This window comes from Herbaspirillum sp. B65 (assembly GCF_000333555.1).
Classification (GTDB): domain Bacteria; phylum Pseudomonadota; class Gammaproteobacteria; order Burkholderiales; family Burkholderiaceae_D; genus Herbaspirillum; species Herbaspirillum rubrisubalbicans.
Window position 1 is genome coordinate 1 of sequence record NZ_BADI01000715.1, and the last position, 5,367, is coordinate 5,367.

A 5,367-nucleotide genomic window follows, 5' to 3' on the forward strand; every position below is an offset into this window, starting at 1 on the left:
TGGGAAGAATCGAAGGGGAAGAAGTAAGGCCGCAAGCCGGCACGATCAGCTCGGCTTGCGCAAGGCTTCGCGCAGGTCGGGCAGCATCTCGCGCAGGTTGGGCGCGTCCTCGGCATGGGGGCGCAGGGCCAGGTAGGCTTCCAGGTCTTCCAGCGCCGCCTGGGCCTGGCCCAGGTTGGCGTAGGCCAGGCCGCGGTCGCGCTTTTCGGTGATTTCCTCGGGCAGCAGGATCACCAGGCGCTCCTGCACATCCAGCACTTGCTGCCAGCGCTGGCTTTCCATGAAGATGGCCTTGAGGTTGCGCAACATGCGCGCCAGGATTTCACGCGGATGGGCTGCGCGCAGGTAGGCCGCCAGCGGCAGTTCATCGCCGAAGTCTTCTTCCGGGTGATGCGCCAGGAAGGGTTCCAGCCGCTCTTCCAGTTCCTGCCGCGAGAGGCTGGCGCCATTCATGGGATCAAGCACGATTTCACCCGATTGCACCGACAGTTTCATCAGGAAGTGGCCAGGGAAGGACACGCCCTTCATGTCCAGCCCGATGTGCTGGGCCAGTTCGATATAGACCACCGCCAATGAGATGGGAATGCCGCGCCGCGTCGAGATGACGCGGTGGATGTAGCTGTTGTCGGGATCGTAGTAATTGTTGACGTTGCCGGCGAAGGCCATTTCCTGGAAGAAGAAATGGTTCAACATGCGCAGCTTCTGGATCTGCGAGGCATCCGAGGGCAGGCGCTGCTTGAGCTTGGCGGCCAGGTTGTCCAGCGCCATTTCTTCCTCGGCGAAGTCCATTTCGGGATAGAAATCCTGTCCCAGCGTCAAGGCGGATTCGAACAAGGGAATCGAATCGTCCTGGCGCACCAGCGAAGCGAAATAGTCGAGGGAGGTGAGCGTCATGACACCCATGCTATCAAAATATTGCGCGCTGCGTCAGGTCTGCTGCTTGGGCAATGAAATTTCTTGTCGCGAGCGGTCCCAGCCTCATCTTCAGCGGCGCGCGATGCGCTTGAATTCACGCAGGCGGAAACCCATCGCAAACAGCGGCCCGAAGTAGGCCAGCGCACACACCAGCAGCACCAGCACCAGCGCTCCGATGCGCAACAAGGGGTGAGCGCGCAGAGCGACCCAGTCGAAGTGGCCGGCCATCCACAGCGCGACTCCGGCCATGATCAGCAGGGCGCCGGTCAGGCGCACCAGGAACAAGCCCCAGCCCGGACGCGGCACATAGATCTGGCGCCGGCGCAGACCGATGAACAGGCATAGCGCATTGAGGCAAGCGCCCAGGCCGATGGACAGCGCCAGTCCGGCATGGGAGAAGAGCGGCACGAACAGGCTGTTCATGGCCTGGGTGGCGATCAGGACGCCCACGGCGATCATCACCGGTGTGCGGATATCCTGCTTGGCATAGAAGCCGGGCGCCAGGATCTTGACCAGGATCAGGCCCAGCAGGCCGACGCCATAGGCCACCAGGGCGTGGCCGACCATGGTCACCGAGAGCGCATCGAAACGGCCATAGTGGAACAGGGTGGCCGTCAAGGGTTCGGACAGCGTGGCCAGCCCGACGGCAGCCGGCATGGCCAGCATGAAGGTCAGGCGCAGGCCCCAGTCCAGCAGGGCCGAGTATTCTTCCATGTCATTGGCGGCATGGGCGTTGGACAGGCTGGGCAGCAGGATCGTACCCAGCGCCACACCCAGCAGCGCGGTGGGGAATTCCATCAGGCGATCGGCATAGGTCAGCCAGGACACGCTGCCATGCTGCAGGCGCGAGGCGATGTTGGTGTTGATCATCAGGCTGATCTGGGCCGCCGAGACCGCAAAGACGGCCGGCCCCATCTTCTGCAAGACCCGTTTGACGCCGGCGTCGCGCAGGCCCAGCATGGGGTTCCAGTACAGGCGCGGCAACATGCCGACCTTGATCAAGGCGGGGATCTGGATGGCCACCTGCAGGATGCCGCCCACCAGCACGGCAAAGGCCATGGCATAGATGGGCTGCGCCATGAAGGGCGCCACGAACAGCGAGGCGACGATGAAGGAAACGTTCAACAACACCGAGGTGACCGCCGGGATCTTGAACTCCTTCCAGGTGTTCAGGATGCCCCCGGCCAGCGCCACGAAGGCCATGAAGCCGATGTAGGGGAACATGATGCGGGTCATCAGCACCGAGGCGTGGAAGGCGTCCGGGTCGTATTGCAGGCCGGTGGCGATGAAATAGACCACGAAGGGCGTGGCCACGATGCCCACTATGCAGGTGATGAGCATGACCCACATCAGGGCGGTGGCCACGTGGTCCACCAGGTGCTTGGTCTCGTCGTGGCCGCGACGGTTCTTGTATTCGGCCAGGATGGGCACGAAGGCCTGCGAGAAGGCGCCCTCGGCAAACAGGCGGCGCAGCAGATTGGGAATGCGGAAGGCGATGTTGAAGGCGTCGGTATAGGCGGAAGCGCCAAAGGTGCGGGCAAACAGGATTTCCCGGACCAGTCCGCTGATGCGCGAGAGCATCGTCATGCCGGAGATGGCGGCTAGCGTTTTATGCAAGTTCATGGTGCGGCATTATAGCGGGGGGCTGGCGGCGGCGGCCGCAATCGGCGGTGGGTAAGGCGATGGCGAGGTGGATATGAAGTTTGGCGCAGTAGAGTGCGTCTGTTGGGGCCAAGTTCGCGGGTTGACATGAATTTCTTTACGGAAATGGTCGAGGCCAGCGGAGCGGTGTGGGGCGGTATCGCAACGGATGGCGTCGGGTTTACGGTAGAAGCGGACAAGTTGATTGCCTTGTCAGGTAAATCTCGTTATAATCCGATGCTTTACAGAATTTGGCATCGCGAGTCCTAGGGGTTTGCGGCGCAAACGACTCTCGATTTAGGATAATTTTCATGGCAAATACCGCACAGGCACGTAAGCGTGCTCGTCAAGCAGTCAAGCAAAACGCTCACAACTCGAGCCAGCGCTCGACCCTGCGCACCGCAATCAAGGCAGTTCGCAAGGCCATCGCTGCCGGCGACAAGGCTGCAGCAACCTCCGTGTTCCAATCTTCCGTGTCGACCATCGACAGCATCGCCGACAAGAAGATCATCCACAAGAACAAGGCTGCTCGCCACAAGAGCCGCCTGGCTGCTGCCCTGAAGGCCCTGGCTGCTTAATTGCTCCTGGTCTTGAACTGAAGCGCGGCAGCGCCCGCTTCAGACTGCAGTACAAGAAAAACCGCTTATTGCTAAGCGGTTTTTTTGCATTGGTACGACTGACTCGCAGTTCTCCTTAGGGCAGGCCTTCCACCTTGCTGCCGGGCTTGATGTTCTTTTGCTTGAACCAGCCCTTGTTCATTTCCAGCGCATAGACCGCTGCGCGCTTGGCACAGTGCGAATCCAGGGTCTGTTCCTTCATTTCCTCGATGTTGATGATGAAGCCTTTTTCATCCATGAAGGCCACGGACAGCGGGATCAGGGTATTTTTCATCCACATGCACACGCCGGCCGGCTGGCCGAACAGGAACAGCATCCCCTCGTTGTCGCCCATCTTTTCGCGGAACATCAGCCCCTGCTCGCGCTCGGCCTCGGTCTGGGCCACTTCGGCCTTGATCAGGTGGATGCCGATATTGAGCTGGGTGGTGGGAAACTTGCGTACCTGCGGCGTCTGCGCGCTGGCGCTGGAAAGGCAGCCAGCGGCCAGCAGGGCGGCGGCGCTGGTCATGAAGAAGCGGGAAAGTGAAGATTGGCGCATGTTCATTATCAATCGTGGGTGGAGTCAGGCAAGGCAAGCAGGATAGCAGCAGCGGGGCAGGGTGTGCACGCGCCTTGCGGGACGGCTGGATGAGGTGGGGAGAAATGCAGCCCTGCACGAAGCGAGCGGGCATGAAAAAAGGCAGGACTAGCCTGCCTTTTGAATTGCCAAACGCGAATTACTTGGCTGCGTCAGCTGCCGGAGCGGCTGCGGACTTCTTAGCCTTCTTTGCCTTCTTGGCCTTCTTTGCCTTCTTGGCCTTCGGAGCAGCGGCTTCAGCCTTCGGCGCTTCCGGAGCGGCCGGAGCTTGTGCGAAAGCAGCAGTTGCGAACAGACCAGCGATCAGAGCGGCGATCAATTTTTTCATTTTGCGTCCTTCAATTCAACATGTTAGGGATGTGAGGCAAACGATGATTCGTGCGAATCACTGCCAATAACGATGGGCGCGTATGAAGGTTGACACCGGTTTCGATCTTTTTTATCGGAATTCTCGAAAAATTGTGCAGGCTTGGGAATGGCATGGTTGTCAGATAGGCCACTCTTCATGAAGCTCTGCATGTTCCAGGTCTATTTTTCCAGCTCCAGTGGATCGACTTCGCGCCATTCGCCCGGCATCACCGGATGCGTGGCCAGCGAAAACGGCCCGATGGCAATGCGTATCAGGCGCAGCGTGGGCAGGCCGACGGCCGCCGTCATGCGGCGTACCTGACGGTTCTTGCCTTCGCTGATGGTCAGCGCAATCCAGCTGGTCGGCAGGTGTTGCCGCTGGCGGATGGGAGGATTGCGTGGCCATAGCCAGGCTGGTTCCTGGATCAGCTTGGCCTCGCTGGGCTGGGTCACGAAGTCGCCCAGGTCCAGCGGATCGCGCAGCCGTTGCAGCGCTTGCGGGCTGGCCAGGCCTTCCACCTGGGCCAGGTAGGTCTTGGGCTGTTTGCGGCGCGGGTGGGCAATGGCGTGCTGCAGCTTGCCATCGTCGGTGAGCAGCAGCAGGCCCTCGCTGTCGGCATCGAGCCGGCCGGCGGGATAGATGCCGGGAATGTCGAGGTAATCGGCCAGGGTCTGGCGCTGGGGATGGGCCGAGAACTGGCTCATCACGCCGAAGGGTTTGTTCAAGAGGATCAGGGACATGCCTTAGTGTCGCAAAAAGATGGCATTGCGTAAAATCCTGTTGCATAATCGATTGCATATGTCCTATGTCTTATATAAGACTTAAATGGTCGATTCTGGATTTTTCAGGCTGGAAACCCGGAAATCTCTTAAAATTCCCCGCTTGCATGGCAATTCAGGCAAGGGTGCTCTGCCACCCCTGCACCCGGACTGCCGCTGATGCTTTCTAACGCCACCGCTTCAACCGTCGGAGAACACGATGTCGTACCAACATATCCAGGTGCCTGCCGAAGGGCACAAGATCACTGCCAATGCCGATGACACCCTCAATGTCCCGAACAATCCCATCATTCCCTTCATCATGGGTGATGGCGTGGGCGTGGACGTCACGCCGGTGATGTTGAAAGTGGTGGATGCGGCCGTGGCCAAGGCGTATGGCGGTGCGCGCAAGATCCACTGGATGGAAATCTATGCCGGCGAGAAGGCCACCAAGCTGTATGGCCAGGATGTCTGGCTGCCTGATGAAACCCTGGAGGGTGCTCAGCAATA

6 protein-coding genes and 1 pseudogene are annotated in these 5,367 nt (G+C 60.1%); 2 read left to right on the forward strand and 5 right to left on the reverse strand.

Annotated features, from left to right (window positions below; translation table 11 throughout):
- Positions 1 to 45: 45 nt before the first annotated feature.
- Positions 46 to 894 carry a SirB1 family protein gene (locus tag I5W_RS16810; RefSeq protein WP_026052185.1) on the reverse strand — a complete coding sequence of 283 codons (849 nt, stop codon included), beginning with the start codon at positions 892 to 894 and terminating at the stop codon, positions 46 to 48.
- Positions 895 to 984: 90 nt separating this feature from the next.
- The gene (murJ, locus tag I5W_RS16815) at positions 985 to 2,538 is read right to left on the reverse strand and encodes a murein biosynthesis integral membrane protein MurJ (protein ID WP_044530084.1); all 1,554 of its coding nucleotides are present in this window, start codon (positions 2,536 to 2,538) and stop codon (positions 985 to 987) included.
- A 329-nt stretch (positions 2,539 to 2,867) separates the two neighbouring features.
- Between murJ and rpsT the strand changes: the two genes are divergently transcribed.
- Entirely contained in the window at positions 2,868 to 3,134 is a 267-nt protein-coding gene (gene rpsT, locus I5W_RS16820; RefSeq protein WP_006463174.1) for a 30S ribosomal protein S20, read from the forward strand.
- 115 nt (positions 3,135 to 3,249) lie between these two features.
- Here the strand turns inward: rpsT and I5W_RS16825 are convergent, their stop codons facing one another.
- From I5W_RS16825 to I5W_RS16835, 3 genes are all read right to left on the reverse strand, one after another.
- Positions 3,250 to 3,711, reverse strand: a complete 462-nt coding sequence (locus I5W_RS16825) for a DUF192 domain-containing protein (protein WP_017453640.1) — start codon at positions 3,709 to 3,711, stop codon at positions 3,250 to 3,252.
- 178 nt (positions 3,712 to 3,889) lie between these two features.
- Positions 3,890 to 4,078, reverse strand: coding sequence for a hypothetical protein (locus I5W_RS16830; RefSeq protein WP_017453641.1), 189 nt, complete (start codon positions 4,076 to 4,078; stop codon positions 3,890 to 3,892).
- Positions 4,079 to 4,278: 200 nt separating this feature from the next.
- A complete protein-coding gene (locus tag I5W_RS16835) occupies positions 4,279 to 4,839 on the reverse strand; it encodes a pseudouridine synthase (protein ID WP_044530085.1) in 561 nt (186 codons plus the stop codon).
- A 238-nt stretch (positions 4,840 to 5,077) separates the two neighbouring features.
- Between I5W_RS16835 and I5W_RS16840 the strand changes: the two are divergent.
- Positions 5,078 to 5,367: pseudogene (locus I5W_RS16840) on the forward strand (isocitrate/isopropylmalate family dehydrogenase); the annotation flags it as partial.

Bases quoted from the DNA above. Each gene is read 5' to 3' on its own strand.
- I5W_RS16810 (WP_026052185.1), bottom strand. From the start codon at position 894: ATGACGCTCACCTCCCTCGACTATTTCGCTTCGCTGGTGCGCCAGGAC.
- murJ (WP_044530084.1), bottom strand. From the start codon at position 2,538: ATGAACTTGCATAAAACGCTAGCCGCCATCTCCGGCATGACGATGCTC.
- rpsT (WP_006463174.1), top strand. From the start codon at position 2,868: ATGGCAAATACCGCACAGGCACGTAAGCGTGCTCGTCAAGCAGTCAAG.
- I5W_RS16825 (WP_017453640.1), bottom strand. From the start codon at position 3,711: ATGCGCCAATCTTCACTTTCCCGCTTCTTCATGACCAGCGCCGCCGCC.
- I5W_RS16830 (WP_017453641.1), bottom strand. From the start codon at position 4,078: ATGAAAAAATTGATCGCCGCTCTGATCGCTGGTCTGTTCGCAACTGCT.
- I5W_RS16835 (WP_044530085.1), bottom strand. From the start codon at position 4,839: ATGTCCCTGATCCTCTTGAACAAACCCTTCGGCGTGATGAGCCAGTTC.